This is a genomic window from Pseudonocardia hierapolitana, from assembly GCF_007994075.1.
In the GTDB taxonomy this organism is placed as follows: domain Bacteria; phylum Actinomycetota; class Actinomycetes; order Mycobacteriales; family Pseudonocardiaceae; genus Pseudonocardia; species Pseudonocardia hierapolitana.
Map to the genome: position 1 here is coordinate 6,008,039 of NZ_VIWU01000001.1, position 26,129 is coordinate 6,034,167.

Genomic DNA, 26,129 nt, shown 5'->3' on the forward strand with positions numbered 1-26,129 from the left:
ACCCTACTTCACGCGGGTGTCGGTGCGGAGGAGGAGCAGCAGCCCCGCAGTGGCGACGAAGACGACACCGAACGCGAGGTAGAGGCTCTCCGGCGTCCAACCGAGGTCGAGCAGCGCGCCGGCGAGGGTGGGGGAGACGATGGCGCCGATGCGACCGATGCCGATCGCGGTGCCCACGCCGGTGGTGCGCACGCCCGCGTCGTAGACGATCGGGGTGAGGGCGTAGAGACCACCGACGCATCCGTTGACGAACAGGCCGATCAGGGCGCCGGTCGCGAACGCGGCCCCGAGCGAGCCCAGCACCCCGACGAACAGGGCCAGCAGGGCCGCGGTGGCCAGCAGGTAGACCATGAGCACCGAACGCAGGGCCCAACGGGCGGCGAGGGCACCGAGCAGGGTTGTTCCGAAGATGCCGCCGAGGTTGAGCAGGGTGCCTCCGGTGAGGCCCTCGGTTGCCGACAGGCCCGCCTCGACGAGCAGTGAGGGCGTCCAGCTCGTCACGAAGTAGAACCCGGCCATGACCAGGAAGAACGAGGCCCACAGCAGCAGTGTCGGGCGGCGCAGGGCCGGGGCGAGCAGGGCGCGGAACCCGGCACCGGCCCCGGGCGCGGTGCTCTCGCCGCCCGCGGGTAGCTCGGCCATCGCGGGCCTGCCGAGCCTGCGGGCCATGGCGTTGACCTTGTCCAGGGCCCGGGCCGGCCGGCGGGTGAGCAGGAAGTCCAGGGACTCCGGCAGGCCGGCGAGCACGACCGGGATGGCGAGCAGGGTGGCGACGCCGCCGAACAGGAACACCGATCGCCAGCCGAAGCCCGCGATCAGCACCACCGCCAGCAGGCCGCCGAACGTGGCGCCGAGCGCGTAACCGGTGGAGTTGAGGCTGACGGCCATGCCGCGCCAGCGGCGGGATGCGTACTCGGCGGCGATGACGTTGCTGCTGGCCAGGATCCCGCCGATGCCGACACCGGTCAGCACGCGCAGCAGCCCGAGCTGCACGGCCGACTGGCTGACCGCCGACAGCAGCATGCCTGCGGAGGCGATCCCCAGGCAGGCCAGGATCATCGGTCGGCGCCCGATGCGGTCGGCGAGCGGGGCGAGGAACAGCGATCCGGCGGCCATGCCGACCAGCCCGGCCGACAGCAGCAGACCGAGCTGTGAGCCCGACAGACCCCACTCGGCGGAGACCGCGCGTCCGGTGAAGGCCATGACCAGCACGTCGAACCCGTCGAGCATGTTCAGCAGGACGCAGACCGCGACGGCGGTCCACTGGAAGCGGTGCATCGGGCCGTCGTCCAGTACGGCGCGCAGGTCGGTGCTCATGGCTCCGGTGCTCATGGCAGCTGCCTTTCTCGGGGGGAGTCCCGGGAAGGATGTGGTTCACCACGATCGCCGGATAAGACCGTTCTCAATCATTGAAAGACCGGGCCACCCAGTCGGCGATGAACGCGCTGACGTGCGGCAGGTGGTCGAGGCCGATGTGCTCGGCACCGCCCTCCTCGGCGGTGAAGATCCGCAGCTCCCGCTTGGGGCTGCGGACCGCCTGCGCGTAGGAGCGGTGGGCGTACTCCAGGGGGATCTGCCGGTCGTTCGCGCCGTGGGCTATGAGCAACGGCACCCGGATGCGCTCGACGACGCCGTCGAGGTGCACGTCGTCGACGAACTCGATGAAGGTGTCGAAGTCGTCGTGGCCCCACACCCACACCGCACGTCCAGGTCGTCACCGAGACCTTCCTGACCGTCCCCGGCCTGGTCGCGGGCAGCGACCGGATCGCGCTGCTGCAGCGCAGGCTCGTCGACCTGCTGCCGCTCGACGCCGGTATCCGCGCGCTCCCCGTCCCGTTCGAGGCGGGACCGCTGGTGGAGGCGATGTGGTGGCACCCGGTCTACGACGACGACGCCGAGCACCGGTACCTGCGCGACCTCGTCGAGCGCGCCGCCACTCTCGCCGTCGGGCCGGCATCCGGTGCGTAGGCACCTGGCATGCACGAAGGCCTCGCGGTTGCCGCTCCCGTGATCGGCAGGTCGGTGCGAGAACGGCCGGATGCGGCCGCGTTCGCGCCGAATCGCTGATCATGGCCGGCTCGGGTGCGTTCAGCGGAACGCGCCCGGTGCCGCTCGGGACGCGCCGTCTCGTCCACCGAACCTCATCACGGAGTCCGGGCAGTGGTACTAGCCGTACCGCCACCCCGCCGTGATGAACCTGCGGAGCAGTTCGGTGTTCGAGGTGGGAGGGGGAGTGTCGGACAGGTTGCCGATGCGGTCGTCGAAGGCGCTCTGGGTGAGGGCACCCACGGCGAACAGGTAGCTCCACTCGTAGAACCCGGCCGGCTTGCCGGGGAGGGCGGCCCGCAGCGCGGCGATGAACTCGCGCGCCATCGGGTCGAACAGCTCGCGGATCACCGGGCGCTGCATGCTCGACGGGTCGGCCGCCTCGCGCAGCACCAGCCGCCGGTACCAGGCGCCCTCCTCGGCGAGCGCGATCACGGGGTCCATGAAGGCCGCGACGATCCGGTCCAGCCCGTCCGGTGCGGTGACGTCGTCGATCTCGCGGAGCAGTCGCAGCCGCTCCTCGTTGACCTGCTGGCGCCGGGCGAAGACGGCGACGTAGAGGGCGAGCTTCGACGGGAAGTGGTAGCCGATCAGCGACAGCTTGACCCCGGCGGCCGCGGCGACCTGCCGGAGCGTGGTGCCGTGGTAGCCGGACTCGGCGAACACGCGCTCGGCGGCGTCGAGGATCCGCTCCCGCCGTTCCAGCGGCGCGTCGACGTCGTCGGGCATGCCGTCCACGGTACTGCACGAGCGTCCAGTCGGATATTGACCCGGCTGACTGGACGTCCGTACAGTCCCCGCCATCGGCCTCGAAGGGGAGACGCGATGCGACGGACGCGGTGGGTGGTGCTGGGCGGGAGCTTCCTCGCCTACATGTTCGACGCGATGGAGATCATCCTGTTGTCGCTGGCGCTCCCGGCGATCCGCGAGGACCTGCAGCTCAGCCCGGCGCAGGGTGGCCTGCTCGCCACCGCGACGCTGCTCGGCATCGGGTTGTCGAGCGTGCTCGCGGGCTACGTGTCCGACAACTTCGGCCGCAAGACCGCCCTGATCGCCTCGCTCACGACGTTCGGGGTGTTCACCGCGGCGCTGGCGTTCGTGCCGAGCTTCGAGCTGTTCATGCTGCTGCGGTTCGTCGCCGGGTTCGGCCTCGGGGGAGTGTGGGGCGTGGTGTCGGCGTACGTCGTCGAGACGTGGCCGAGCGAGTCGCGCGGCCGCGCCGCGGCGTTCGTGCTGAGCAGCTTCCCGATCGGCGGGGTCGTCGCGGCCGTGCTGTCCGGGGTGTTCCTGCCCGACTGGCGGCTGATGTTCTTCGTCGCGGGCGCCGGTGTGGTCCTGCCGCTGCTGGTGGTGATCCCGCTCTTCCCGGAGTCGTCGGCGTGGACCGAGGCCAGGGCCGCGGACCCGGGCGGCCGGGTCTCCGTCGCCGAGATCTTCGCCCCCGACGTGCGCCGCCGGACGGTCGTCGCCACGCTCGTCGCCGGGCTCGCCCTCACCGGCTGGTGGGGCGGTTCGACCTGGCTGCCGACCTACCTGGCCACCGACCGCGGCATCCCGACGGCGACGGTGGCAGTCTTCATGACCGTGCTGAACCTCGGCATGTTCGTGGGGTACAACGTGTTCGGTCTGATCGCGGACCGCATCGGCCGCCGCTCGGCGATCATCCTCTCGCTGCTCGGCGTGGCCGTCACGCTCCCGCTCTACGCCCTCACCGCCAACCAGACCGCGCTGTTGTGGTTCGGGCCGCTGTTCGCCTTCTTCGCGGCGTTCACCGGCCTGTTCGGCTCGTACATCGGCGAGCTCTTCCCCACCAGGATCCGTACCACCGGTGCCGGCTTCTGCTTCAACGTCGGCCGCGGGGTGTCGGCGTTCGCACCGTTCGGGCTCGCCGCGGTGGCCGGGATCATCGGTCTGTCCGGCGGTCTGCTGGTGTGCGCGGCGTTCTTCGCCGCCGCCGGACTGCTGACGTTCCTGCTTCCGCGTTCCGGAGTGCCCGCCGCCATCCCTGAGAGGACCGCATGACCACCATGCCCCCGCCCGAGCTGGTCGAGCTCGTGCCCGGAGTCTTCGCCTACATCCAGCCCGACGGCAGCTGGATGATCAACAACACCGGTGCCGTGGCCGGGGAGATCGGGCACCTGCTCGTGGACACGACGTCCACGGAGGCGCGCAACCGGGCCCTGCTCGCGGCCGTCGCGACGGTCTGCCCGGGGGAGGCGCGGGCGCTGGTCAACACCCACCACCACGGCGACCACACCTTCGGCAACTGGCTCATGCCGCCGCAGACCCCGATCATCGGCCACGTCACCTGCCGCGAGGACGTGCTGGCCGCCGGTCTCGTCGCCACGCACGTGCTCACCGGGCCCGATTACGGCAACCTGGAGGTCCGGCCGCCGGACGTCACGTTCACCGGCGCCATGACCGTGCACCTCGGCGACCGGCCGGTCGAGCTGATCCACGTCGGACCGGCCCACACGCGCAGCGACGTGATCGTCTGGCTGCCGCAGGAGCGCGTGCTCTTCGCGGGCGACCTCGCGTTCGCAGGCGGCCAGCCGTTCCTCGTGGAGGGGAGTCTCGCCGGCTACCCGCAGGCACTTGCCCGGATCCGCGAGCTGGAGCCGGACGTCCTCGTGCCCGGGCACGGGCCGGTGTGCCGGGGCGAGGAGATCCCCGCGCTGCTCGACGACCTCGCCGAGTACGCCGCGTTCGTCGACGCCGTCGCCCGTGAGCACCACGCGGCAGGCCACACGCCGATGGAGGCGGCCACCGCGGAGAAGGACAACAGGTTCGCCTCGTGGCAGGAGAGCGAGCGGCTCGTCGGCAACCTGCACCGGGCCTACAGCGAGCTGGACGGGCACCCACTTGGCACCCGGATCCCGCTCGACACCGTCTGGCCGGACATGGTCGCCTTCCACGGCGGCCCGATCGGGTGTTTCGCCTGATGCGCTGGGTCACCTACCGCTCGAGCGACGGCGCCGAGCGTCCCGGTCTGTTGCACGACGGGCGCGTGCACGGCCTGGACGGCACCCTGCTCGAGCTGATCGAGTCGGGCCTGGCCGCCGCGGCGGAGCGGGCGCTCGCCGAGCCGGTCGAGGTGGTCGATCTCGCCGACGTGCGGCTCGCCGCGCCGATCCCGCGGCCGCCGTCGGTGCGCGACTTCCTGTCCTTCGAGGAACACCTGCGGAACGCGCTGCACGCGCTGGGCCGCGACAAGGTGCCGCCGGTGTGGTTCGAGCAGCCGGTCTTCTACTTCTCCAACCCGGCCGCGATCCTCGGGCCCGACGAGGAGGTCCCGATCTCCCCCGGGTGCGAGGCCTTCGACTACGAGGTGGAGGTGGCCGCCGTCGTCGGGCGCGCAGGCAGCGACCTGACGCCCGCCGACGCGGAGTCGCACATCGCGGGCTACACGATCTTCTGCGACTGGTCCGCCCGCGACGTGCAGCAGCGCGAGTCGACCGCCGGGCTCGGGCCGGCCAAGGGCAAGGACGGCGCCACCAGCATCGGCCCCGTCCTCGTCACGCCCGACGAGCTGGAGCCACACCGCGACGGCAAGGGCTACCGCCTCGCGATGCGGGCGTCGGTGAACGGCCGCGAACTCGGCGGTGGCACCTGGGCCGACATCCACTGGTCGTTCGGGCAGATGCTCGCCTACGCCTCCCGCGGCACCCGCCTGCTTCCGGGCGATGTGATCGGCAGCGGCACGGTCGGCACGGGCTGCCTGCTGGAGCTGTCCGGGCTGCACGGGTCGCAGAGCTACCCGTGGCTGCGGCCGGGCGACGTGGTGACGATCGAGGTGGAGCAGCTCGGGGAGCTGACGGGCCGGATCGTCGCGGGCCCGCCCGTCGTGCCACTGTCCTGACCCGCGGCCGCGAGCTCAGGGTGCCGTGCTCCACCCTTCACGGGTGGCGATCTCCTGCAGCGCGGCCGCGGTTGCGGCGTCGGTGGGGAAGAGCGCCTCGACGACGATGTCGTCGAGGGTGATGTCGTATGCGGCGCCGAAGGTGGTGATCGCGCTGAGGAAGGACAGCTCGGCCCCGTCGTAGGTGATCCGCAGCGGCATCGCGATCTCCGCCGGGTCCGGCGGGTCTGTTCCGTCGCCGTCGCCGTGGCCGGCGAGCTCGGCGTGGAGTGCGAGGAGGTCGGGATCGCCGGTCTGGTGGGCCTGGCGGGAGAGCCGGGACAGCAGGAAGTGGCGCACCTGCGCATGGTTGGTGACGCGGGCCGCGAAGCCGTCCGGGTGCAGGCCCAGCCGCATCATGTTGACCGGCGGTTCGAGCAGCGCGGGCGTCACCCCCGCGAGCAGGACGCGTGCCGCGTCGTTGGCGAGCAGCAGGTTCCACCGGCGGTCGACGACCACCGCGGGGTTGGGGAGGTGGGCGCGCAGGATCTGCCGGAGCGCCTGCCGCGCGGCACGCAGGTCCGGCCCGTCGAGCGGCCGCTCCCGGAAGACCGGCGCGTACCCGGCCGCCACGAGGAGCCGGTTGCGCTCGCGGAGCGGGACCTGCAGGTGCTCGGCGAGGTGCAGGACCATGCGGCGGCTCGGGACCGTCCGGCCGGTCTCGACGAAGCTGACGTGCCTGCTGGAGACGTCGGCCTGGATCGCGAGGTCGAGCTGGCTCAGCCCACGGCGTCGGCGCCACTCCCGCAGCAGGTCACCGACGTTCACCGCCCGAGTTCTACCGACCCGGGGGCACCTGCGCCACTACCTGGCATGTCATGGCGGGATCGCGCCCGGAGCGCGAGATTCGAGGCATGACGACGACCGAGACCGAACGCAACCGGAAGATCGTGCTCGACGGATTCGCGGAGTTCGCGCGGGGCAACAGGGACGTCCTGAGGACCCTCATCGCGGCGGACTTCGTCGAGCACAGCCCGGGCAACCCCTCGGGCCGGGACGCGTTCATCGAGCACATCCTGAACAGTCCGTTCGCCCGCTCCCGGCTGGAGGTCAAGCGCGTGATCGCCGACGGCGCGTACGTCGTGATCCACTACCGCATGGTCGAACCCGGCGAGGAGCGCGGCACCGCCGTCGTCGACATCGTGCGCATGCAGGACGGCTTGATCGTCGAGCACTGGGACGTGCTGCAGCCCGTCCCTGAGCCGGGGCTGGTGCCGAACGGGATGTTCTGAGTCACCGACGGGCACCGAACTCGCGCGTTCCGCGGAACGCTCAGGCGGCCGTGCGGATCCGGCGGGGCAGCAGGGCGTCGAGGAAGGGGTCCGGGTCGAGCCGGTCGCCCTCCCAGTCCGGGGTGAGTGTGGTGTGGTCGATCTGTAGCCGGGCGCGGGTGTGCATCTCGATCAGGCTCTCGGTGTTACCGGTCAACGGCGTCGGGGCGGCCGGGATGGGGGTGTTGTCGGGTCGGCGGAACTCCCACCGCCCGGCCAGCCACCGGATGCGGTAGCCGTGGTCGTGGATCAGCCGGTGGTGGAACGAGCACACCAGGATCAGGTTGTCGACATCGGTGCGGCCGCCGAACCACCAGGGGATGACGTGGTGGGCGTGCAGGTGGCGGGTGTGGCTGCAGCCGGGGAACTGACACCCCTCCCCATCCCGCACAGTCAACGCGGCGATCTGGGCCGGGGTGGCCAGGCGCCGGTTGCGCCCCGGGTACATCCGGTTGCCGCGGCGGTCGTTGAGCAGGAGCTGCACCCGGGCATCACACGCCAGCCGCTCGGCGGTGGGGTGCGGAACCTCGGGGCCGTCGTCGAGGCGGGCGGTGCCGGTCGTGGCGTCCAGGTGCACGATCACCTGCGCCCGCCCGCGCTCCACCGTCGCCCCCGAGCCCGCCTCGGAGTCGGAGTCGGAGTCGGTGTGGGCGTGGCCGTTCACCAGGGCGAGCAGCGCGTCCGCACGCCGTGCAGCCACCCGATCCACCGCCGGCCCGGGTTCCTGCTCCCGCGCCCGCTGCTGCGGGTCGTCCGGTGTGGGCGGCACCGGGTGGCTGATCGGGGTCGGTGGCGGGACCAGGGCTTCGATCGAGGCGATGAACGCTGCGCCGTCGTCGGGGGTGAGGCGGGCACGCAGGACCAGCGACCCGTCCTCGTCCCACTGCCAGGACAAGGATCGTCGGGCGGTGTGGTTGTCGGGCGGGGTGTGGCGGCGGCGCACCGCCCGCACCACGGTCTCCACATGGCTGGCGGTGCCGTTGCGGGCCAGGCTCAACAGGATCTGTTCGGCGGTGTCCGGGTCGGCCACCCCGGTGTGGCGCAACTCGGAGGTCGGCGGCGATCTCGGCGGCGAGGCGGGTCAGGGTCGCGTTGTCGGAGCCGACGAGGCGGGTGATCGCCCGGACCTTGGAGTAGGACAGCTCCCCGGTGCCGAACGCCTCGCTGATCTTCGGGAGGTTGCGTAGGGCGTGGGCGACGCGGAGGCGTTCGGTGGCGGTGCGCAGGTTCATCCCGGCGCGCCAGGACAACCAGTGCGCACAGGAGTAGATCCCGTCTCCGGCCCAGCCCTTGCGCTGGTCGAACTCGGCCAACAACTGCAGGAACCGGCATTCGGCGGCGGCGATGTGCCCGGCCAGCCCGAGCAGTTCGGATTCGAGGTCGTCGGTTGTCATCGCGGGTAGTGCGGTGGGGAGCGCGATCACGGACACGGGACACCTCCTGAGGCGAACTGATGTTCGATCTCAAGGATGGCAGCCGGGTCCGACAATTCCCGACCTCCGTGGAGGGTCGGCGGCGTTCCGCGGAAACGCGGCGGGAACGGAACGCGGCAGAACGGAACGGGCTGGAACGGAACGCGTTGGAACGGACGCGGCGGAACGACGACAACTATGTGATGGCGACTCGCAGCGGCCACCCGAGACCACCAGGCTCGCCCACGCGAGAACACGAGACAACATGAGAGAAGCGGAATGCCCCGCCGCCGTCGAGTTCGGATTACTCGTCGTGGGGCTCGGCGAAGCTGCGTTCCCCGTGCACGGCCAGCTCCGCGAGGACGGCCTGTGGGTCGCCCGCCTCGATCAGCTCCAACAGGTACCGGTGACGCCGGACGTGCTCGACGAGGTTCTCGTAGTGCCGCTCGCGGGCGTCCAGGTTGCGGGACATGCAGAGCAGCATCTGCTGCTGCACCGAGCGGTAGATCTCCGAGAGCCTGCGGTGCCCGGCGAGCCCGACGATCGAGGCGTGGAACGCGTAGCCGTTCTCGACGAGCGCGCCGCGGTCCTCGTCGCGGGCGTTGCGCTCCATCCGCTCGAGCGCCTCGTGGCAGGCCACCAGCCGGGAGCGGTCCTCGACCGGCACCCCCAGCTCCACCGCCATCCGCTCCAGGCCGGTGCGCAGGGTGAGGATCTCGAAGACGTCCTGGTCGGTGAGGGTGGCGACGGTCGAGCCGTAGCGCGGGCGCGTGACGACGAGCCCGTCGTTCTGCAGTAGCCGCATCGCCTCCCGCAGCGGGGGACGGCTGATGCCGAGGTGCTCGGTCAGCCGCTCCTCGATCAGCCGTTCTCCGGGCGCGAGCGCGCCGGAGAGGATCATCTTGCGGATCGACTCGGCGGCCAGCGCCACCAGGCTGGGCGGGTCGATCCGCTCGCCGACGCTGGTCATGTCGCCCTCCCGTGCTCCCTGCTCGCCCACAGCATCCCGCACACCCGTGGCGGGGGCGGCGAGGATCCGGTCCTTGCGCTGGTCTTTTGACTGTTGTAGACAATAGCCGATCTGCGTAGGGCTACCCGAAAGGCGTTCGATGACGATCGCGCAGGACCGTTCCGCCCCGGCCACGGCGGACCCCGAGAACCTCGGCTCGCTCTACCGGCACCTGCGGGTCGCCGACGTCGCCGACGCCCTCGACGGCATCGGCTACTTCGACCTCACGCTCATGTCGCCGGAGATCCGGCCCCTCTGGGAGGGGATGCGGTTCTGGGGGCCCGCGGCGACGATCCGGTGCGTCCCGGCCAACAAGCCGATGTGGAAGCTCGAGACCACCGAGGAGATCGTCGGCGCCCACGGCATCTGGTTCGGCAAGTACGGCCACAAGCGGCTGCCCGACGACCTCGAGCCCGGTCACGTGGTGGTCACCGACTCCGGCGGTGGGCGCGAGGTCGGGTTCTGGGGCTCGGAGAACTCGATGGGCGCGGTCGTCAAGGGCGCCAACGGCATCGTCACCGACGGGTACTGCCGCGACACGGACGAGGTCATCCGCCAGCGGACGCCGATCTGCACCCGCCGCCGCGGCCGCACGATCATCCCGGGGCGCATCGAGGTGGTCGAGGTCCAGACGACGATCGCGTGCGGCGGCGTGCAGGTGCGCCCCGGCGACATCGTCGGTGCCGACGGTGACGGCTGCATCGTCGTGCCCGTGGAGGCCGCGCACGAGGTGGCGACCCACGCCCGCGCGATCCTGCTCGCGGACATGAACGCCCGGCGCAAGCACTACGCCGCGCTCGGCCTCCCCGCCGACAGCACGGTCGACATCGAGGCCGTCGAGGCCTACTACGCCGGCCTCTGACCTGCAGGAGCAGCCATGGACGTCTCGCCCCGGTCGACGACGATCGGGCTCGCGGGCCTCGGGAACCTCGGCCTGCCGCTCGCAGGCACGCTGGTGCGGGCCGGCTGGGACCTCGCCGTCCACGACACCGTCGGCGAGCGCGCCGAGCCCGTGGTGGCGCTCGGTGCGAAGGCGGTGCCGGACGCGGCCGCCCTCGCCGAGCGCGACGTGCTGGTGCTCGCCGTCCCCGACGACGCCGCCGTCGAGCAGGTCCTCGACGCCTACCTCGCCGCCGACCGGCCGGGCCGGGCCGTGGTCGTGCACAGCACGGTGCTGCCGCAGACCGCGACCAGGCTGGCCGAGGTAGCGGCCGCGCGCGGCGTCGAACTCGTCGACGCCCCGGTGAGCGGGGGAGCGGAGCGGGCGGAGTCGGGCACGCTGACCGTGATGGTCGGCGGGGCCGACGCGGCGGTGGAGCGGGTGCGTCCGCTGCTGGACACCATCGGCGACCCGGTGCTGCACGTCGGCCCGGTCGGGGCGGGCGCGGCGGCGAAGCTCGCCAACCAGCTCACGATGTTCGCGAACCTGGCCGGCGTCTACGAGGCGATCGACTTCGCCGCGGCGCACGGCGTCGCCACCGACGCCCTCCTCACCGCCCTGGAGACGAGCCTCGGCGACTCCTGGATCGCCCGCAACCTCGGCTTCTGGGACCGCACCGCCGCGGCGTACGACCGCAGCGGCACCCCGGTGAGCGCGCGCCCGTGGAGCAAGGACCTGGCCGAGGTGGTGCAGGCGGCCCGCGCCGCCGACGTCCCGGTCCCCCTGGCCGGCTGGCTCGCGCAGACCCTCGCGGCCCGCGTCGAGGCCCACGCGGCGGAGTCCGCGAGATGACGGCCGGGACGGCGGCCCCGGTCGCGCCGCCTGCAGCACCACGGCCGCCCGCACCGGCCAGGACGAGCCGGCGCACCCGGGAGGCGCTCGCGGCCTACGGGTTCCTGTCGCCGTGGATCGCCGGGATGCTGCTGCTGACCATCGGCCCGATGGTCTACTCGTTGTACCTGTCGTTCACCCGCTACAACCTGATGACCCCGGCGCAGTGGGTGGGCATCGACAACTACGTGCGGATGTTCACTGCCGACCCGCGCTACCTCTCCTCGGTCAGCGTCACCCTGCGCTACGTCGCGATCTCGGTGCCGCTGCTGCTCGTGGTGTCGCTGCTGGTGGCGATGCTGCTGAACAAGGCGATGGCGTTCCTGCCCGCATACCGCGCCGCGTTCTACCTGCCGTCGCTGATCGCATCGAGCGTGGCGATCGCGGTGCTGTGGCGCCAGGTCTTCGGCCAGGACGGCATCGTCAACGAGGTGCTCGCGCTCGTCGGGATCGAGGGCGGCAGCTGGATCGGCAACCCGGGCACCGCCCTCTACACGCTGGTGGTGCTGCACGTCTGGTCGTTCGGCTCCACGATGATCATCTTCCTGGCCGGGCTGCGGCAGGTGCCGAAGGAGTACTACGAGGCCGCAGCGGTGGACGGCGCGGGCGCGGTGCGCCGGTTCGCGCACATCACGCTGCCGATGCTGACCCCGCTGATCTTCTTCAACCTGCTGCTGTCGACCGTGAACGCGTTCCAGGCGTTCACCCCGGCGTACGTGATCTCCGGCGGGGAGGGCGGGCCGCTCGACTCGACCCTCTTCTACACGCTCTACCTGTACCAACGCGGCTTCGCGAACCTCGAGATGGGCTACGCCTCGGCGATGGCGTGGACGCTCGTGGTGGTGCTCGCGCTGTTCACGGCGGGTCTGTTCGCCAGTGCCCGGTTCTGGGTCCACTACGGGGACGAACGATGATCTTCGGACGCAGGCGGTCGCGGAACCCGCTCGTGCTCGCGCTGGCCCGGCACGCGCTGCTGGTGACGGTGCTGGTCGTCATCCTCTACCCGCTGCTGTGGATGGTGGGCGCGTCGTTCCGGCCGAGCAACGAGGCGTTCGGGACGCTCAGCATCTGGCCGGACCACTTCACGACCGACAACTACGTCGAGGGCTGGAGCCTCGGCAACCTCAACTTCTCCCGGTTCTTCCTGAACTCCCTGGTGATCACGGTGCTCGCCGTGGTGGGCAACGTGATGGCCTGCTCGATGGCGGCCTACGCGTTCGCCCGGCTGACCTTCCCGTTCAAGAAGACGATGTTCGCGCTGATGCTCGGCACGATGCTGCTGCCCTACCACGTCACGCTGGTGCCGCAGTACGTGCTGTTCAACGAGCTGGCGTGGATCAACACGATCCTGCCGCTGGTGGTGCCGAAGTTCCTGGCCACCGACGCGTTCTTCATCTTCCTGATGGTGCAGTTCATCCGCACGCTGCCGCAGGAGCTCGACGACGCCGCGCGCATGGACGGGTGCGGCCACATCGGGATCTTCCGGCGAGTGATCCTGCCGCTGTCGATCCCGGCGCTCGGCACCACGGCGCTGTTCACGTTCATCTCCACCTGGAACGACTTCCTGGGGCCGCTGCTCTACCTCGTCCGCCCGGAGACGTGGACGGTCGCGCAGGGGCTCAACGGCTTCCTGGACGCCACCGGCGAGTCCGCGTACGGGCCGCTCTTCGCCATGGCGACGCTCTCGCTCGCCCCGATCGTCGGGTTCTTCCTCGTCGCCCAGCGCCTGCTCATCGAGGGCATCGCGACCAGCGGGCTGAAGTAAGAAAGGGACAACGATGTTCACACGCTCGCTCACGGCAGGCGCGCTCGCGCTCGGCCTGCTCGCCACCGGCTGCGCGGGGGGCACCTCGATCGGCGCCAACCCGAACGAGGGCGCCACGGGCACCGGGGAGGTCGGCGGGAACGTCCGCATGGCCTGGTGGGGTTCCGGCCCGCGCAACGAGGTGACGAACGCGGTGATCGACCTGTTCAAGGCGGCGCACCCGGGCACGACGGTGGAAGGGGAGTCGGCCGACTTCCAGGCCTACTTCGAGCGGCTCAACGTGCAGGCCTCGAGCGGGAACATGCCCTGCATCACCCAGATGCAGGGCCGCCAGCTCAACGACTACACCACGAAGAACGTGCTGCTCGACCTGCAGCCGATGATCGACTCCGGCGCGATCGACGTGTCGGACGTCCCGGCCGAGGTGCTCGACACCGGCCGCGGCCTCGACGGGAAGCTCTACATGATCCCGTACGGAGCGGCGTACGACGCGATGACGGTCAATCGGACCCTCGCCGAGCAGGCCGGCGTCGGTCTGCCGCCGGAGGGCTACGACTGGAACGCCTTCGCCGACTGGGTGACGCGAGCCCAGCCGGGCCTGCCGGAGGGCGTCCCGGCCGTCAACCTCGGCGGGTCGCTGCCGAACAACTTCATCTCCTACGCGGCCGGGCGCGGCGAGTCCTTGTTCGCCGACCGGCAGCTCGGCTTCTCGGAGGACCTGCTGGTCGAGTTCTGGGACATGTGGGAGCGGCTGCGCGCAGCCGGCGTCACCACCACGGCCGAGGCCACCGCCGAGGAGCCGAACCAGACCGAGCAGCGCTACGTCGCCCAGGGCCGGGTGCTCGTCGACAACCTGCCGGGCAACGCGCTCACCCCCGCGCAGAAGACCCTCGACGGCACGCAGCCCGGCCAGCAGCTGGTGACGCTGCCGCAGCCGAAGGGGCCGGCCGGCCCGGGGAACGTGCTCTTCACCTCGGGCTTCTCGATCCCGACCACCTGCGACAACATCCCGACGGCTGCCGCGTTCGTCGACTTCTGGATGAACGACGACGCCGGCGCGAAGGCGTTCCTCTCGGCCAACGGAGCCGTCACCAACAGCCGGCACCTGCAGCAGCAGCTCGACGACCCGGACCTGCCCGCGCTGAAGCGCGCCGAGCTCGACCTGTACCAGCGGATCGTGGCGCAGAACCCGGTCAGCGTCGTCTACCCGCCGGGGTACCACGCGAGCTTCGAGGGTGCGTTCGTGCGGGCATACGAGAGTGTGGTGTTCGGCGGCACCTCGACGCGCGATGCTGCGCATGCCTTCATCACCGAGGTCAACGCGGCACTGGCCACCACCTGACCGGAGGGACACACATGGCGAACCACGACGGCGCACTGGCCGGCATGACCGTCCTCGACCTCACCCAGGTGATGGCCGGCCCGTTCTGCACGATGATCCTCGCGGACCTCGGGGCCGACGTCGTGAAGGTGGAGAACCCGGAGTCCGGCGACCAGACGCGCTCGTCCTTCGCACATCCGGGCGCGTTCCGCGCGCTCAACCGGAACAAGCGCAGCATCACCCTCGACCTGAAGTCCGACGAGGGGCGCGCGGCGTTCCACGAGCTGGTGCGCTCGGCCGACGTCGTGGTGGAGAACTGGCGGCCCGGCGTGGCGGCGAAGCTCGGCGTCGACTACGAGACGCTCCGGCCGCTCAACCCGGGGCTGATCTACGCGAGCGTGTCCGGCTTCGGCCAGACCGGCCCGTACGCCGACCGGCCCGGCTACGACCTGATCGCGCAGGCGATGTCCGGCGTCATGAGCGTCACCGGGGAGCCGGGGGACCGGCCGGTGAAGTCGGGCATCCCGGTCGCCGACCTCGGGGCGGGGCTGTTCACGGCGGTCGGGATCCTCGCCGCGTGGGCGTCCCGGCAGCGCACCGGGCAGGGCCAGTTCGTCGAGACGTCGCTGTTCGAGGCGGCGGTCGCGCTGTCGGTGTGGGAGTCGACGGAGTTCTGGGCCACCGGGCACGCGCCGCAGGCCCTCGGCTCGGCCCACCGGATGTCCGCGCCGTACCAGGCGCTCGCCACGCGTGACGGCTTCATCACGGTCGGCGCCAACAACGAGCGCCTGTGGCAGCGGCTGTGCCGGGCCCTCGACGCGGCGGAGCTGGCCGACGACCCGCGGTTCGCGCGCAACGACGACCGGATGGCCCACCGCCCCGAGCTCGTGACCGAGCTCGAGCGCCGCCTCGCCTCCGACGACACGGCCTCCTGGGTGGAGCGGCTGCTCGCCGCGGGAGTGCCGGCCGGGCCGATCCAGGACTACCGGCAGGTCCTCGAGGACGACCCGCACGTGAAGGCGCGCGGGATGGTGACCACCGTGGAGCACCCGGTCGAGGGGTCGGTCCCGGTGCTCTCCTCGCCGCTGCACCTGTCGGGCACACCGGCCACGGTCCGCCTGCCCCCGCCGCTGCTCGGGGAGCACAACGCCGAGGTGCTCGCCCGCACCGCGGCCCAGCCGGAACGGGCGAGCGTCCACAGCAGGCGCGACGGCCCGATCCTGCACATCGAGCTGGCCAACCCGGCCCGGCGCAACGCCCTGACCTGGGAGATGTACGACGAGCTGCAGAAGCTCTGCGTCGCCGCGCGCACGGATCCCGGCCTGCGGGTCGTGGTGCTGCGCGGGGCGGGCGAGGCGTTCGCCGCCGGCACGGACATCGCCCAGTTCACCGAGTTCGACGGCGCCGCCGACGGCCTCGACTACGAGCGCCGGGTCGGTGCAGTGCTCGAAGACCTCCTGGCAGTGCCGGTACCCGTGTTGGGGGTGGTGGACGGGCCCGCCGTCGGCGGCGGCCTCGCCCTCGCCGCGTGCTGCGACGTGCTGGTGGCCACCGACCGGGCCGTGTTCGGCGCGCCGATCGCGCGGACCCTGGGCAACGTCCTCGCGCCCGCCGCCGTGGCCCGGCTGCAGCGCCGCCTCGGCGTCTCCCGGACCATGGGCATGCTGCTCACCGCCCGCACGATCGACGTCCACGAGGCCGCGGCCGCGGGGTTCGTCCACGCCGTCGTCCCGCCGGACGGGCTGGACGCGGCTGCAGCGGATCTCACGAAACGGCTCGCATCCGGAGCGCCGCGCACCCTCGCCGGGCTCAAGGAGATCGACCGCAGGCTCTCGGCGGTCGACGTGGACGCCGACGACGTCCTCACCGACTGCTACGGCAGCGCCGACTTCCGCGAGGGCGTTGCCGCGTTCGTCGCACGCCGGGCTCCGCGCTGGACGGGCTCATGATCGACACGCATCACCATTTCTGGCGGACCGCCCTCCAGGAACAGCCGTGGCGCAGCCCTGCGCACACCGAGCTGGCCGTCGACTTCGAGCCCGCCGACCTCGCGCCGCTGCTGGCGGAGTCCGGCGTCGAGGCCACCGTGCTCGTCGAGTCGGTCGACACCCCGGAGGAGAACGACCGGCTCGCCGCGTATGCGGCCGCCTTTCCGCAGGTGGCGGGCATCGTCGGGTGGCTGCCGCTCGCCGACCCGGCCACGGCCCGCGCCGAGCTCGCCCGCGCCGACCGGGCCCGCTGGTGCGGCGTGCGCTGCCTCGTCGCCCGCGAGCCGCTCGACTGGCTCGACCCCGGGCTCATGGCCACGCTGGCCGCCGCCGACCTCGCGTGGGACGTCGTCCCGGTGACGGACGCGCAGGTCGAGGCGGTGGTCGCGCTCGCGGGGCAGGTGCCCGAGCTGCGGATCGTCGTCGACCACATGGCCCGCCCGCCCCTGGAGTCAGGCGACCTCGGCGGCTGGGCCGCGCGCCTCGCGGCCCTCGCCGGCCGCCCGAACGTGGCGCTCAAACTGTCGATCGGGATCGACCTGCTCGCGTCCTGGGAGCGCTGGGATCCCGAGGCGATCGCCCCCGCCGTCGCTCACGCGGTGGCGGCGTTCGGCCCCGACCGGCTGATGCTGGCCAGCAACTGGCCCGTCGTGACCCTGCGCGCCGACTACGCCACCGCCGTGCGAGACCTCGAGGCCGCGGTGGTCGCGGCCGGTGTCGACGACGCGGGGCTGGCCGAGGTGCGCGCCGGCACCGCGAGGAGCTGGTACCGCCTGCCCCGCACCTGAGGCCCGTGCGGAGCGCGGCATTCAGCGTGTCGACACGTCGGACTCGCGCCTGTGTTGGCCACGCCCGCTCCGCCGGCGAGTCGGGCGTTCTGACGCGGCGAGTCGGGCGTCCGGGCCATCAGCCGGGCGCGGTCGGGCTCGGCGTGCGGCGTCGGAGGAGCAGCCAAGCGCCCGTGAGGGCGGCGACCGCGGCGGCGGCGATCGTCGTGGCCGCGACGCCGGCGAGCGCGGCCGCGGTGCCGGCCGCGAGCGGCGCCACGGCGAGCCCGGCGGTGTAGGCGAGGTTGTAGAGCGCGTACGCGGCGCCGTAGGCGGGGGGCTGGATGTGCTCGGCCAGCTCGCCGATCAGCACGAGGGTGGGCGCGAGCACGAGCTGTGCACCGACCCCGACCACGAGCACGCCTGCGATCGACGCCCCGGCCACGGGCAGCCCGCACAGCACGAACCCGGCGGCGGCGACCAGCGTGCCGAGTGCGGCCACGCGGGCCGCGCCGAGCCGGTCGGTCACCAGCCCGGCGAGCGGTGCTGTCAACCCGCCCAGCAGCGCTGCCGCACCGAACACCAGCCCGATGCCGGTGGCGCCGAGCCCGAGCGCGGACAGGTGCAGCGGCAGCACCGGCTCGGCGAACGCGATCGCGGCCGCTCCCAGTGCGGTGAGCCCGATCAGCAGCCCGGCGCGCGGCCCGCGCGCGACCACCCGCAGCGGGGCCGACGCAGGCGCGTCGGCCGTGGGCCCGACCCAGATGATCCGGGCCACGGCGTCGGCCGCGGCCAGCACCGCGACCAGCACGAACGGGGCGCGCGGGCCGAACGCGTCGGCGAGGAAACCCGACACGGCAGGCCCGAGCAGCACGCCGAACCCGACGGCGGAGAGCGCCAACCCCATCACCGTGCCGCGCCGTTCGGGCGGGTGCGTGCTGGCGATCAGCGCCAGCCCGGCCGCCCAGCTCGCCGCCGCCGCGACTCCCTGCGCCGCCCGTGCGAGCGAGAGCACCGCGAGCCCGCCGCCACCCGGGACCTCGACCACGGCCGCGAACAGCGCCGTCGCGGCGGCAAGGGCGATCAGACCGGCGAGCAGGGGCGCCCGCGGACCGCTCCGGTCGACCCAGCGGCCCACCAGCGGTGTCGCGACGAGCATCGCCACCGCGTACGCGGCGAAGAGCAGCCCGGCCGCGCCCGACGACCCGGCGACGGCGGGGAGCTCCGGCAGCAGCGGGACGAGGCTGCCGTACAGGAACATGTCGACGGCGAGCGCCAGCGTGACGACCATGACCGCGGCGCGCGGGCGGGTCGGTCGACGCGATGTCACGGGAGGATCCCTCCGAGTAGGGGCCGCACGCTGCCGGCGTCGGCCGGGGGGACGAGTGCGGGGTCGTGGCCTGCGAGCAGTGCGGTGCCGGTCAGCCAGGCCAGCAGGTGCGCCGCGGCGGGGGCCGGGTCGGCGGGGAGCTCGGAGCGCAACGCCGTGCGGAGCCGATCGCGCCACGCGTGGAGGCCGGTGCTCTTCTCCCGCACGGTGCCGGTGGAGCCCGTGGCCCGCAGGCTCACCGCCATCAGGGCGGCGAACCGGCGATCGGTGTGCAACGCCGCGAGCCAGGCGAGCGCGAACGCCTCGAGCCGCGCCGCGAGCGGGACGCCGGGTGCGTCCAGCGCTGCCCAGATCGGCGCTGCGACCACGTCCCACGTCTCGCCGAGCACCGCGGCGAGCAGCGCCTCCTTGTCGTCGAAGTGGTGGTAGAGGGCGCCGCGCGTGACGCCGGCGGCCTCGGCGATCCCGGCGAGCGTGGCGCGGTCGATCCCCTCGCGGGCGAAGGTGAAGAGCGCCGCGTCGACGAGCGCGGCTCGCGTGGCCGCGGTGTCCTCTGCCGTCCTGCGCACCGGTCTTTCGTACATGCATGTATGTATGAAAAGCAAGCGGTCGACTACCGTGGCCCCGTGGGCTCCCCCGAGCAGGTCGTGCTCCTCGACGACGACGGGCGCGCCATCGGCGTCGCCGACAAGGCCACCGTCCACGGGGCGAGCACCCCGCTGCACCTGGCGTTCTCCTGCTACGGCTTCGATCGGGAGGGCCGGTTGCTCGTCACGCGCCGCGCCCGGCACAAGGCGACCTTCCCGGGCGTGCAGACCAACACCTGCTGCGGTCACCCGGCGCCCGGCGAGGCGATGGAGGACGCCGTCCGGCGCCGGCTCGCCGAGGAGCTCGGCGTGGGCGCGGTGGACCTGCGGCTCGTGCTGCCCGACTTCGCCTACCGGGCCGCGGCGGGCGGCGTCGAGGAGAACGAGGTCTGCCCCGTGTACGTGTGCACGCTCGTGGGTGAACCACGGGCCCGGCCCGACGAGGTCGAGTCGGTGGAGTGGTGGAGCTGGGAGGCGTTCGTCGCGGCGGCCGGCGCGGGGGAGCTGTCCCCGTGGGCGCAGCTGCAGGCCCCGCTGCTCGACGCTCGGCGCCGAGACTGGAGGCTAGTGCCCCCCGCCGAAAGTCCGCCACATATCTCGACGGCCCAGCTTCCTGCTGAGCACACCGGCGAGCCGCCCGAGTATGTCCAATACGAGGACGCCTCACCGGCGCACCCAGCAGAAACCTGGATCCGCCGATGTACGCAACGGACTTCCGGCGGGGGACACTAGATGAAAGAAATCACGATCTTCAGTGGCTCGGCCCACCCGGAGCTGGCGGCCGCGATCTGCCACCACCTGGAGGTGCCGCTCGCGCCGTCGCGGGTCACCCGGTTCGCGAACGACTGCCTCGAGGTCCAGCTGCAGGCCAACTGCCGCGAGCGGGACGTGTTCATCGTGCAGCCGCTGGTGCAGCCCGTCCAGGAGCACCTCGTCGAGCTGCTCCTGATGCTCGATGCCGCCCGCGGCGCGTCGGCCGCGCGGATCACCGTCGTGATGCCGCATTTCGCCTACGCCCGGTCCGACAAGAAGGGCGCCCCGCGGATCTCGATCGGCGCGCGGCTGATGGCCGACCTCATGCAGACCGCCGGCGCCAACCGCGTGCTCACGATGACGCTGCACTCCCCGCAGGTCCACGGCTTCTTCGGCGTGCCGGTCGACCACCTGCACGCGCTGCACGAGCTGGCGCGCCACTTCCGGGCCGGTGACCTGTCCAACTCCGTCGTGGTGTCGCCGGACCTCGGCAACGCCAAGGAGGCATCGCGCTTCGCCCGGCTGCTCGGCCTGCCCGTCGCGGCGGGCGCCAAGGAGCGGATCTCCGACGACAAGGTCGTGATCAGCTCGATCATCGGCGACGTTCGGGGCAAGGACGTCGTGGTGCTCGACGACGAGATCGCGCGCGGCAGCACGATCGTGGAGCTGCTCGACCGGCTCGTCGACCACGACATCGCTTCCGCCCGGGTGGCGTGCACGCACGGCCTGTTCAGCGACGGCGCGCTGGAGCGGATCGGGCGCCGGGACGACGTCGCGGAGATCGTCTGCACCAACACCGTTCCGGTGCCCGGTGCCGAGCACGCCCCGAAGCTCACCGTGCTCTCGATCGCCCCCGCGCTGGCCGAGGCGGTGCGCCGGATCCACAACGGCGAGTCGGTGAGCGTGCTGTTCGACGAGCACTAGAGGTCGGCACCGGTGCTCGCAGGCGAGGCGCGCGACGCCGCCCTGCACTGGGTGCGGCAGAACACCCCGCCCGGCTTCCGCGGGGCGTTCCTCGCCGGTTCCGCCGCGGATCGGCCAGCCGACGCGGTGCAGCCCCCGTGGTCGGACGTGGACGTCACCGTGGTGGTCGCCGGGGCCGCGGCACCGCCGAAACCGGGCAAGATCCGCCACCGCGGCGCCCTCCTGGACGTCTCGTACCTCCCGGAGGCGCTCCTCGCCGACCCGGAGCGCGTGGCGGCCGCCCACTACCTCGCCCCGTCGTTCGCCGGTCCAGGCGGCGTGCTGCTCGACCCGGAGGGTGTGCTCGGGCGGCTGCGGGCCGCGATCGCGCCGACCTACGACTCGCCGTCGGCGGTGCACAGGCGGGTCGCGGACGTGCTCACCGCGGTACGGATGCGGCTCACCGCCCGCGACGACGCCGCGCCGTGGCCCCAGCAGGTACTGGCGTGGCTCTTCCCGGCCACCCTCGTCACGGTCGCGGCGCTGGTGGCGGCCCGTGAGCGCCCTACCGTCCGGCTGCGCTTCCTGCGCGCCCGCGACGTGCTGCGCGACCGCCCCGACGTGTACGAGCGGATGCTGGAGCTCCTCGGCTGCGCCGCCGTCGACGCCGCGGTGGTGGCCCGCCACCTCGACCGGCTCGGCGACGTGTTCGACGAGGCCGCCGCGGTGGGCAGCACCCGGTTCTCCTTCTCGTCGGACATCAGCCCCGAGGCCCGTCCCGTCGCGATCGACGGCAGCCGCGCGCTCGTCGATGCCGGGGACCACCGCGAGGCGGTCTTCTGGATCGTGGCCACGTTCGCCCGCTGCCAGCAGATCCTCGACGTCGAGGCGGCGCCGGAGCGGTCCCTGGCCACCGCACGGGCGTTCCGGGTGGCCGTGGCCGAGCTCACCGGTGTGCACGGCCCGGACGACCTGCGCACGCGCACTGCTGCCACCCTTGCCTTCCTCCCGGAGCTGGAGGGTGCGACGACCGCGATCACCGGCCGGACCCGCTGATCGCGGCGTTTCGCCGCCGCGGGCGCGGGAACGGCCAGGCATGGTCAGCAAGGTGATCGCGGTGGCCGTCGACTGCCGGGACGCCGAGCGGTGCGCCACGTTCTGGTGCGCGGCGCTCGGGGCGGAGGTGGACCGGCGGTGGCGGGACGCGCACGGCGTCGAGTACGTGCAGATCAGCACGGGGGAGGGGCCGCTGTTGCTGTTCCAGCCCGTGCCCGAGCCGCGGTCGGGGAAGAACCGCCTGCACCTGGACCTCGCGCCGGCCACCGGCACGCAGGAGGCCGAGGTCGAGCGGCTCGTCGACCTGGGGGCCACCCGGCTCGCCGACGAGCCCGAGCACCCGTGGGTGGTGCTCGCTGATCCGGAGGGCAACGAGTTCTGCGTGCTGCCGCCGGGAGACTGACCGATCTGTGAGTGTGTCGGTGCGGTGCTCCTGGGTGGAGAACCGTCAGGCTCGGTGCCGGTGACCCGATGTGACTCGTGATCGATCTGGCCGCTTCGGCGTGCCCTGTCTCGGACTTGTTCCGTCGTGGTCGCCGGCACCGGCCCGGCTCACCGGTTGGCCTGATCAGAAGCCTGTCCGCCGGTTACGGCGTGACCCGTCACAGATGTGCCACGTGGTGACCCTCACCCGGGCCGGTGCCGCCTGTTGGACCCGTTCCCCGTCAGAAGGACCAGGCCCGTGCCCATGTTGGCAGAACGTGTCGACGCCGTCGTCGGTGTCGACACCCACCGTGACACCCACGACGACACCCACGACGCAGAAATCGCCCTCCCGACCGGAGCCCCGGTCGCGACCTGCCAGGTCAGCAATGACTCCCGCGGCTACGCCGAGCTGCTGGCCTGGATCGGCGATCACGCTCCCGGGTCGCGGGTCGCCGTCGCGATCGAGGGCACCCGCAGCTACGGCATCGGACTAGCGCGCGCAGTCAGCGGTGCCGGTGTGATGGTGATCGAGTGCGAGCAGCCCAACCGCAAGTCCCGTCGCGGTCGGGGAAAGTCCGACGCGATCGACGCGCACCTGGCCGTGCTCACCGCGCTGCGGCTTGACGCCGACCAGCTCCCGAGCCCGCGCGCCGATGGTGACCGCGAAGCGCTCCGGATCCTGATGGACGCCGGATCCTGATGGACGCCGGATCCTGATGGACGCCCGCCACGAGCTCACCGACAGCTCGACCGCTCAGACCAACCGGCTACGCGCACTGCTGCTGGGCGGCGACGACCGCGACCGTGACTTCGCCCGTGGCACGCTCACCGACACCAGGCTCGCTGCGCTGGCCCGCCACCGTCCGGCCCGCGATGCCAGCCGCGAGCAGGTCGTGCGCCAGGCCGAGATCCGGCGCCTCGCTCTCGCACTGCGAGGGTCTCACCGCGCACTACGGGCCAACAGCCGCGAACTCCAGCGCATCGTGGACGACCTCGCTCCCGGGCTGACCGACCGCCGCGGCATCGGCCCGATCACCGCCGCCCAAGCGATCATCAGCTTCTCCCACCCCGGGCGCTGCCGCAACGAGGGCGCCTTCGCCGCGCTCGCCGGCGCCAGCCCGCTCGAGGCCAGCAGCGGCCACATCAAGCGGCACCGGCTCAACCGCGGCGGTGACCGCGCCCTCAACAGCGCACTGCACACCATCGCGATGGTCCGCATGCGCAGCTGCCCCACGACCAAGGCCTACCTCGCCCGCCGCACCGCCGAAGGGAAGACCACCCGAGAGATCCGACGCTGCCTCAAGCGCTACATCGCGCGCGAGCTCTACCGCTTCCTCACCGCGACCATCACGACCACAAGCAGCAACGCGTCCTCAGCCGCTTGACAGATATAGAAGCGTCCGAGAAGGACGCCGGCGCTGTCCCGGTCGCGCCGGCGCGCTGCTCGCGCCGATCACGAGCGTCACCCCCAGCTCCGGGATGCGCGGCAGCGGGACGAGTAGCCGCTGAGCTGCTTCCGGCGGATAGGCGTCGCGACGGTCCGCCCATACCGTTCATGGGTATGACTCCTGCCGCCCGGCTCGCCCGCCTGACCGACGGTTATGTCGTCACGCAGCTGCTGTGGGTCGCGGCCGAGCTGCGGATCGCCGACGCGCTCGCCGACGGTCCGCGCACCGCGGAGGAGCTCGCGACGCAGGTCGGCGCCGACGCGGGCGTGCTGCGCCGGGTACTGCGGGGCCTGGCCGCCGAGGAGGTGCTCGAGGACCTGCCCGACGGCCGCTTCGCGCTCACGGCCACCGGCCGGTTGCTGCGGGACGGCGTCGAGGGCTCGCAGCGGGGCGCGGTGCTCGCCCGCGGAGGGCTCTACTACGGCGCGCTGGCGGGGCTGCTCGACGCGGTGCGCGACGGTGGTGTCCCGTTCGAGCGCGTCCACGGCCGGACCTTCTTCGACCACCTCGACGCCCACCCGGCCGAGAGCGCCCGGTTCCAGGGGTCGATGGCCGTCCGCGCGGCGCGCGAGGCGGCCGCGGTCGTGGAGGCGTACGACTTCCGGCGATTCCGCACGCTCGTCGACGTCGGCGGCGGCACGGGCGTGCTGCTCGCGGCGATCCTGCGGGCGGCGCCGGGGGTGTCCGCGGTGCTGTTCGACCGGCCCGAGGTCGTGCGCGACGCGCAGGTGCCGCACGTCGGCGGCGACTTCTTCGCCGAGGTTCCCGCCGGGGCGGAGGCCTACGTGCTCTCGCGCGTGATCCACGACTGGTCGGACGCCGACGCCGTCGCGATCCTGAGGACCGTCCGCCGCGCGATCCCGGACACCGGCACGCTGCTGCTCGTCGAGGCGGTGCTCCCGGCCCGGGCGGCCGACGACCCGGCGGCCGTGCGGATGGACGTGCACATCCTGACGTTGCTGGGAGGCCAGGAGCGGACGGCAGCTGAGTTCGCCGTGCTGCTGGACGCCGCCGGGTTCCGGCTCGACCGCGTCCTCCCGACCGGCCCGGGGAGCGGTGTGCACGTCCTCGTCGCCCGCACTGCGCCTGATCGCGACGATCGGTCGGCATGACCTCGGGCGGCGTGCCGCTCGCGTGCGCGTCCGCTGATCAGGGGATGTAGGGCGGCGCCTCTCCCCAGCCCCAGCGCGGGGTCGGGTAGTCCGTGGGCGGGTCGGCGCCCGGCGCCGAGTTGGCCTTGGCGATGCGGGTGCCCCACTCGACGTAGGCGACGAATGCGGAGCGGAACTCGGGGTCGTCGGGCAGGCCCGCCTCGTCGGCGCTCTGCGCGATCAGCTGGGCCCACCGGGCCCGCTGCTCCTCGGTGATCGCGAGCCCGATGTGGTGGGAGAGCATGGCCGGGTAGCCGCCGAGCTGGTCGGTGTACTCGGTGGGCCCGCGGAACACCTCGCCGAACCACCGGGCCACATGGTCCTGGTGGTCGGGGCTCATGTTCCGGAAGATCGGTTCGAGCAGCGGGTCGGCGAGCACCTTCTCGTAGAAGACGTCGGTGAGGCGGTGCAGTGCGGCGGAGCCGCCGCACCACTCGTACAGGGTGGGAACGGTGTCGGTCACGAGGATCACCTCCGTGATTACGTGATTACACCCTATCGGCACTCGGTGAGCTTCTGAACCGCCGCCTGGCGCAGCAGCGCCGTCTCCGACATCAGCGTGAAGAACGTGCAGCCCAGCCCGCGGAAGCGGTGCACGTGCGCCGGGGAGGCGCTGTAGATCCCCAGGGGCAGCCCGCGCTCCCGGCACACCTGCGCGACGCGCCGCACCAGGTCGGCGAAGCCCGGGTCGTCCAGCTGCGCGGAGACCGGGAGGCCTGCGCTGAGCGCGAGATCGGACGGGCCGACGAACACCGCGTCGAGGCCCTCGACGGCGGCGATCGCCTCCGCCTGCTCGACCGCATCGACGGTCTCGATCATCACGATGCAGATCGGCTCGGCCTGCAGCGGCGCCCAGGCCGGGCGGGTCGGGCCGTAGCTGCGGCTGCCGCGCGGCGGGTGGTGGCAGGCTGCGACCGCGCTCGCCGCCTCCTCGGCGCTGCCGACCAGCGGGACGAGCACGCCGGCCGCGCCCCGGTCCAGCGCCCGCCCGATCGCGGCCGCATCGTTGGCCGGCACGCGCACGATCGCCGGTGTTCGGGTGGCGGCGAGCGCCTGCAGCATCGGCAGCAGGGCATCGTCACCGATCAGGCCGTGCTGCTGGTCCAGGCACACGAAGCCGAACCCGACGGTGCCCATGATCTCCGCGGTGGCGGAGCCGGGCAGCTGCAACCAGCCGCCGACGACGTCGGAGGTGAGATCGAGTGCGTTCACGCCCGGCACTCTGCC

The 26,129-nt window shown here is 72.5% G+C and carries 27 protein-coding genes and 2 pseudogenes; 18 read left to right on the forward strand and 11 right to left on the reverse strand.

The genetic code is table 11. From position 1 onward, the window contains the following. Positions 1-3 precede the first annotated feature (3 nt). The 3 genes from FHX44_RS28645 to FHX44_RS28660 form a co-directional block, all read right to left on the reverse strand. Positions 4-1,332: an MFS transporter gene (locus tag FHX44_RS28645; protein ID WP_246170640.1), complete on the reverse strand. Its 1,329-nt coding sequence runs from the start codon at positions 1,330-1,332 to the stop codon at positions 4-6. Between the two features lie 70 nt (positions 1,333-1,402). Next, positions 1,403-1,699 (reverse strand): alpha/beta hydrolase family protein, encoded by a 297-nt coding sequence (locus FHX44_RS28650; protein WP_246170641.1) that lies wholly within the window; start codon positions 1,697-1,699, stop codon positions 1,403-1,405. A 467-nt stretch (positions 1,700-2,166) separates the two neighbouring features. After that, positions 2,167-2,775, reverse strand: a complete 609-nt coding sequence (locus tag FHX44_RS28660; protein WP_147258634.1) for a TetR/AcrR family transcriptional regulator — start codon at positions 2,773-2,775, stop codon at positions 2,167-2,169. 96 nt (positions 2,776-2,871) lie between these two features. Between FHX44_RS28660 and FHX44_RS28665 the strand changes: the two genes are divergently transcribed. The 3 genes from FHX44_RS28665 to FHX44_RS28675 are packed head-to-tail and all read left to right on the forward strand — an operon-like array spanning position 2,872 to position 5,905. After that, positions 2,872-4,068 carry an MFS transporter gene (locus FHX44_RS28665; RefSeq protein WP_147258635.1) on the forward strand — a complete coding sequence of 399 codons (1,197 nt, stop codon included), beginning with the start codon at positions 2,872-2,874 and terminating at the stop codon, positions 4,066-4,068. Further along, positions 4,065-4,988 carry an MBL fold metallo-hydrolase gene (locus FHX44_RS28670; RefSeq protein ID WP_147258636.1) on the forward strand — a complete coding sequence of 308 codons (924 nt, stop codon included), beginning with the start codon at positions 4,065-4,067 and terminating at the stop codon, positions 4,986-4,988. Before FHX44_RS28665 ends, FHX44_RS28670 begins: the two co-directional genes overlap by 4 nt. Continuing rightward, complete coding sequence (locus FHX44_RS28675) at positions 4,988-5,905, forward strand: fumarylacetoacetate hydrolase family protein (protein ID WP_170309080.1); 918 nt, start codon at positions 4,988-4,990, stop codon at positions 5,903-5,905. The genes FHX44_RS28670 and FHX44_RS28675 overlap by 1 nt, the downstream gene beginning before the upstream one ends. A gap of 15 nt (positions 5,906-5,920) precedes the next feature. Here the strand turns inward: FHX44_RS28675 and FHX44_RS28680 are convergent, their stop codons facing one another. Then, positions 5,921-6,712 carry a helix-turn-helix domain-containing protein gene (locus tag FHX44_RS28680; protein WP_147258637.1) on the reverse strand — a complete coding sequence of 264 codons (792 nt, stop codon included), beginning with the start codon at positions 6,710-6,712 and terminating at the stop codon, positions 5,921-5,923. Positions 6,713-6,798: 86 nt separating this feature from the next. On the opposite strand from FHX44_RS28680, the gene FHX44_RS28685 reads away from it, so the two are divergent. Continuing rightward, on the forward strand, positions 6,799-7,176 hold the full coding sequence (locus FHX44_RS28685; RefSeq protein ID WP_147258638.1) for a nuclear transport factor 2 family protein: 378 nt from the start codon (positions 6,799-6,801) through the stop codon (positions 7,174-7,176). A 40-nt stretch (positions 7,177-7,216) separates the two neighbouring features. Here FHX44_RS28685 and FHX44_RS28690 read toward each other — a convergent pair whose 3' ends face one another. The 3 genes and pseudogenes from FHX44_RS28690 to FHX44_RS28700 form a co-directional block, all read right to left on the reverse strand. Continuing rightward, the gene (locus FHX44_RS28690) at positions 7,217-8,260 is read right to left on the reverse strand and encodes an HNH endonuclease signature motif containing protein (protein ID WP_147258639.1); all 1,044 of its coding nucleotides are present in this window, start codon (positions 8,258-8,260) and stop codon (positions 7,217-7,219) included. Positions 8,261-8,315: 55 nt separating this feature from the next. Continuing rightward, positions 8,316-8,609: pseudogene (locus FHX44_RS44310) on the reverse strand (DUF222 domain-containing protein); the annotation flags it as partial. Between the two features lie 322 nt (positions 8,610-8,931). After that, the gene (locus FHX44_RS28700; protein WP_147258640.1) at positions 8,932-9,597 is read right to left on the reverse strand and encodes a GntR family transcriptional regulator; all 666 of its coding nucleotides are present in this window, start codon (positions 9,595-9,597) and stop codon (positions 8,932-8,934) included. 139 nt (positions 9,598-9,736) lie between these two features. On the opposite strand from FHX44_RS28700, the gene FHX44_RS28705 reads away from it, so the two are divergent. Genes FHX44_RS28705 through FHX44_RS28735 form a run of 7 tightly spaced genes read left to right on the forward strand, consistent with a single transcriptional unit; the run spans position 9,737 to position 17,269 of the window. Further along, on the forward strand, positions 9,737-10,498 hold the full coding sequence (locus FHX44_RS28705; protein WP_147258641.1) for an RraA family protein: 762 nt from the start codon (positions 9,737-9,739) through the stop codon (positions 10,496-10,498). Between the two features lie 15 nt (positions 10,499-10,513). Continuing rightward, a complete protein-coding gene (locus tag FHX44_RS28710) occupies positions 10,514-11,368 on the forward strand; it encodes an NAD(P)-dependent oxidoreductase (RefSeq protein ID WP_147258642.1) in 855 nt (284 codons plus the stop codon). Continuing rightward, positions 11,365-12,321 (forward strand): carbohydrate ABC transporter permease, encoded by a 957-nt coding sequence (locus tag FHX44_RS28715; protein ID WP_147258643.1) that lies wholly within the window; start codon positions 11,365-11,367, stop codon positions 12,319-12,321. The genes FHX44_RS28710 and FHX44_RS28715 overlap by 4 nt, the downstream gene beginning before the upstream one ends. Further along, positions 12,318-13,172 carry a carbohydrate ABC transporter permease gene (locus tag FHX44_RS28720; protein WP_147258644.1) on the forward strand — a complete coding sequence of 285 codons (855 nt, stop codon included), beginning with the start codon at positions 12,318-12,320 and terminating at the stop codon, positions 13,170-13,172. The genes FHX44_RS28715 and FHX44_RS28720 overlap by 4 nt, the downstream gene beginning before the upstream one ends. Positions 13,173-13,185: 13 nt before the next feature. Further along, positions 13,186-14,514 carry an ABC transporter substrate-binding protein gene (locus tag FHX44_RS28725; protein ID WP_147258645.1) on the forward strand — a complete coding sequence of 443 codons (1,329 nt, stop codon included), beginning with the start codon at positions 13,186-13,188 and terminating at the stop codon, positions 14,512-14,514. A 14-nt stretch (positions 14,515-14,528) separates the two neighbouring features. Then, positions 14,529-16,442 (forward strand): enoyl-CoA hydratase, encoded by a 1,914-nt coding sequence (locus tag FHX44_RS42350; RefSeq protein WP_170309081.1) that lies wholly within the window; start codon positions 14,529-14,531, stop codon positions 16,440-16,442. Beyond that, entirely contained in the window at positions 16,439-17,269 is an 831-nt protein-coding gene (locus FHX44_RS28735) for an amidohydrolase family protein (protein WP_147258646.1), read from the forward strand. The genes FHX44_RS42350 and FHX44_RS28735 overlap by 4 nt, the downstream gene beginning before the upstream one ends. 118 nt (positions 17,270-17,387) lie before the next feature. Here the strand turns inward: FHX44_RS28735 and FHX44_RS28740 are convergent, their stop codons facing one another. Next, the gene (locus FHX44_RS28740; RefSeq protein WP_147258647.1) at positions 17,388-18,578 is read right to left on the reverse strand and encodes an MFS transporter; all 1,191 of its coding nucleotides are present in this window, start codon (positions 18,576-18,578) and stop codon (positions 17,388-17,390) included. Further along, complete coding sequence (locus tag FHX44_RS28745) at positions 18,575-19,147, reverse strand: TetR/AcrR family transcriptional regulator (protein ID WP_212612688.1); 573 nt, start codon at positions 19,145-19,147, stop codon at positions 18,575-18,577. The genes FHX44_RS28740 and FHX44_RS28745 overlap by 4 nt, the downstream gene beginning before the upstream one ends. A gap of 21 nt (positions 19,148-19,168) precedes the next feature. On the opposite strand from FHX44_RS28745, the pseudogene idi reads away from it, so the two are divergent. The 7 genes and pseudogenes from idi to FHX44_RS28780 form a co-directional block, all read left to right on the forward strand. Further along, positions 19,169-19,753 (forward strand): annotated as a pseudogene (gene idi / locus FHX44_RS28750) (isopentenyl-diphosphate Delta-isomerase); the annotation flags it as partial. Between the two features lie 144 nt (positions 19,754-19,897). Further along, positions 19,898-20,842, forward strand: coding sequence for a ribose-phosphate diphosphokinase (locus FHX44_RS28755; protein ID WP_147258650.1), 945 nt, complete (start codon positions 19,898-19,900; stop codon positions 20,840-20,842). Positions 20,843-20,854: 12 nt separating this feature from the next. Then, positions 20,855-21,877 carry a hypothetical protein gene (locus tag FHX44_RS28760; RefSeq protein ID WP_147258651.1) on the forward strand — a complete coding sequence of 341 codons (1,023 nt, stop codon included), beginning with the start codon at positions 20,855-20,857 and terminating at the stop codon, positions 21,875-21,877. A 40-nt stretch (positions 21,878-21,917) separates the two neighbouring features. Further along, a complete protein-coding gene (locus FHX44_RS28765; protein WP_147258652.1) occupies positions 21,918-22,280 on the forward strand; it encodes a VOC family protein in 363 nt (120 codons plus the stop codon). A gap of 285 nt (positions 22,281-22,565) precedes the next feature. Further along, on the forward strand, positions 22,566-23,003 hold the full coding sequence (locus FHX44_RS28770) for an IS110 family transposase (RefSeq protein ID WP_147254181.1): 438 nt from the start codon (positions 22,566-22,568) through the stop codon (positions 23,001-23,003). Between the two features lie 16 nt (positions 23,004-23,019). Then, a complete protein-coding gene (locus tag FHX44_RS28775; protein ID WP_147258653.1) occupies positions 23,020-23,688 on the forward strand; it encodes a transposase in 669 nt (222 codons plus the stop codon). A gap of 176 nt (positions 23,689-23,864) precedes the next feature. Next, positions 23,865-24,863: a methyltransferase gene (locus tag FHX44_RS28780; RefSeq protein ID WP_170309082.1), complete on the forward strand. Its 999-nt coding sequence runs from the start codon at positions 23,865-23,867 to the stop codon at positions 24,861-24,863. A 37-nt stretch (positions 24,864-24,900) separates the two neighbouring features. On the opposite strand, the gene FHX44_RS28785 is transcribed toward FHX44_RS28780, so the two are convergent. Together FHX44_RS28785 and FHX44_RS42890 are read right to left on the reverse strand one after the other, a co-directional pair. Further along, on the reverse strand, positions 24,901-25,365 hold the full coding sequence (locus FHX44_RS28785; RefSeq protein ID WP_212612689.1) for a group II truncated hemoglobin: 465 nt from the start codon (positions 25,363-25,365) through the stop codon (positions 24,901-24,903). Between the two features lie 32 nt (positions 25,366-25,397). After that, on the reverse strand, positions 25,398-26,114 hold the full coding sequence (locus tag FHX44_RS42890) for an HpcH/HpaI aldolase family protein (protein WP_147258656.1): 717 nt from the start codon (positions 26,112-26,114) through the stop codon (positions 25,398-25,400). Positions 26,115-26,129: the final 15 nt, after the last annotated feature.